The sequence below is a fragment of the Xenophilus sp. genome (assembly GCF_044462705.1).
Classification (GTDB): domain Bacteria; phylum Pseudomonadota; class Gammaproteobacteria; order Burkholderiales; family Burkholderiaceae_C; genus Xenophilus; species Xenophilus azovorans.
In genome coordinates, this window is record NZ_JBIQNC010000373.1 from 1 (window position 1) to 1812 (window position 1812).

Here is a 1812-nt window from a genome sequence, read left to right on the forward strand (position 1 = left end):
AGCGCTGCTGCACGTCGCCGCCGGTGCCGTCCTCGGGCGGCCTCGGCTTGAACTCCCAGGTCTCGACGGTCGTGCCGTTCTCGCGCACGATGTGGCGCACCGCCGGGTCGGGGTAGCGCTGCACCATCAGCATGCGGCCCAGGTCGTTGGCCACGTACAGGCTGTCCAGCTCGGGCGACTGCTGCAGCAGCACCCACAGCAGCTCGGCCGTGGGCACCGCGCCCTCGCCGGCCGGGCGCAGGCTGGGCGCGGCCGCCATCGCCTGCACCACCGAGGTGGCCTTGGCCAGGAAGGCGTTGACCTTGTCCTCGATGCGCAGGTGGTCGGCCCGGTGGGCCGATTCGCCGATGGCCGTTACCAGCCGCTGGGCGCCCCAGTAGCCCAGCCCCACGAGCAGCAGCGACTGCGCCAGCACCACGGCCGTGATGATGGTGCCCACGTCGACGCGGAAGCGCCGCAGGCGGCGGGGGCTGGCAGCAGCAGGAGAAGGCGTGGGGGATTCGGAGGCCATGGCGCGGGACGCGGGCACCGCGCGGCCGCGCGGACAACCCGCAATCTTCGCCTTACGCGCGCCGGCGAGGTAGGGCTGAATGCACGCAGGAAACAATGCAATAACAATCCATGGCGCTTACGACACATATTTCGCATTCCGGGTGCCGCCGGCGGCGTCCGGCGCGGCCGGATGCGCCTGCAGCCAGGCCTGCGCCTGCCCGAGCAGCCAGTCGCGCCACAGCGCCAGGGCGGGGCGTTCGTCCTGCACGGCGGGGCTGACCAGGAAGTAGCTGCGTTCGCCGCGCAGCGGCCGGGGGCAGGCGACGATCAGCTCGCCGCGCGCCAGCTCCGTCTCGATCAGCATCGCCGGCATCAGCGCCACGCCCAGGCCGTTCGCGGCCGCCGCGGCGAGCATGGAGAACAGCTCGTAGCGCGGCCCGCTGCGCGCGCGGGGCGCGGCCACGCCCTGCGCCTCGAACCACGGGGCCCAGCCGTCGGGCCGGGTGCTCTGCTGCAGTAGCGGCAGCTTCGCCACCGCCTGCGCGCCGACCTGCCGGCGCGGCGCGATGAGCTGCGGGCTGCACACCGGCACCACGTCCTCGTGCATCAGCACGGTGGAGCGGGTGCCGGCCCAGTGCGCCGCCTGCTGCGGCGTGCCGGCCCACAGCGCGGCGTCGAAGGGCGTGTCGGCGAAGAGGAAGGGCCGCGTGCGCGTCTCGATGTGGATGGTGACGTCGGCATGCAGCCGCGCGAAGCCGGGCAGGCGCGGGATCAGCCAGCGCGTGGCGAAGGTCGGCACCGCCGCCAGTTGCAGCGCGCCGCCCGTGCCCTGGCGCGCCATCGCGTCCAGTGTGTCGCGCTCCATCGCGTCGAGCTGGCGGCGGATCTGGCGTGCGTAGTCGGCGCCCGCGGCGGTGAGCTGCACGCCGTGGCGCGTGCGGCGGAACAGCGCCATCCCCATGAACGCCTCCAGCGCGCCGACCTGGCGCGAGACGGCGCTCTGCGTCAGCGCCAGTTCCTCGGCGGCGCGCGTGTAGCTCTCGTGGCGTGCCGCCGCCTCGAAGCAGGCCAGCGCCTGGGTGGAAGGGATCTTGCGTCGCATGGTATGCCCCGGCTGCATGGTTGGATCGGCGCGGTGCTCCCTTACCGGCAGCAGGGAGAGGCGTCCGAGATGTGCGAATGTCGCATATCTGGGTGCCGAATTCTCGTTTGCCGGGCCCCCGTGCCGGACGTACCATGCCGCCCATTCCCCCGCATTCCACCTTCCACGGAGACTCCACATGGCCACCACCAAAGCCGCCTTCCACTGGGACGACCCCC

At 72.8% G+C, this 1812-nt stretch carries 1 protein-coding gene and 1 pseudogene; both read right to left on the minus strand.

Annotated features, from left to right (window positions below; all coding sequences use genetic code 11):
• Positions 1 to 511: pseudogene (locus ACIY1X_RS26260) on the minus strand (adenylate/guanylate cyclase domain-containing protein); the annotation flags it as partial.
• Between the two features lie 117 nt (positions 512 to 628).
• On the minus strand, positions 629 to 1594 hold the full coding sequence (locus tag ACIY1X_RS26265) for a LysR family transcriptional regulator (protein ID WP_399686560.1): 966 nt from the start codon (positions 1592 to 1594) through the stop codon (positions 629 to 631).
• Positions 1595 to 1812 lie beyond the last annotated feature (218 nt).

What these genes read in the sequence shown, in the direction of transcription:
- ACIY1X_RS26265 (WP_399686560.1), bottom strand. Translation starts at nt 1,594, where the DNA reads ATGCGACGCAAGATCCCTTCCACCCAGGCGCTGGCCTGCTTCGAGGCG.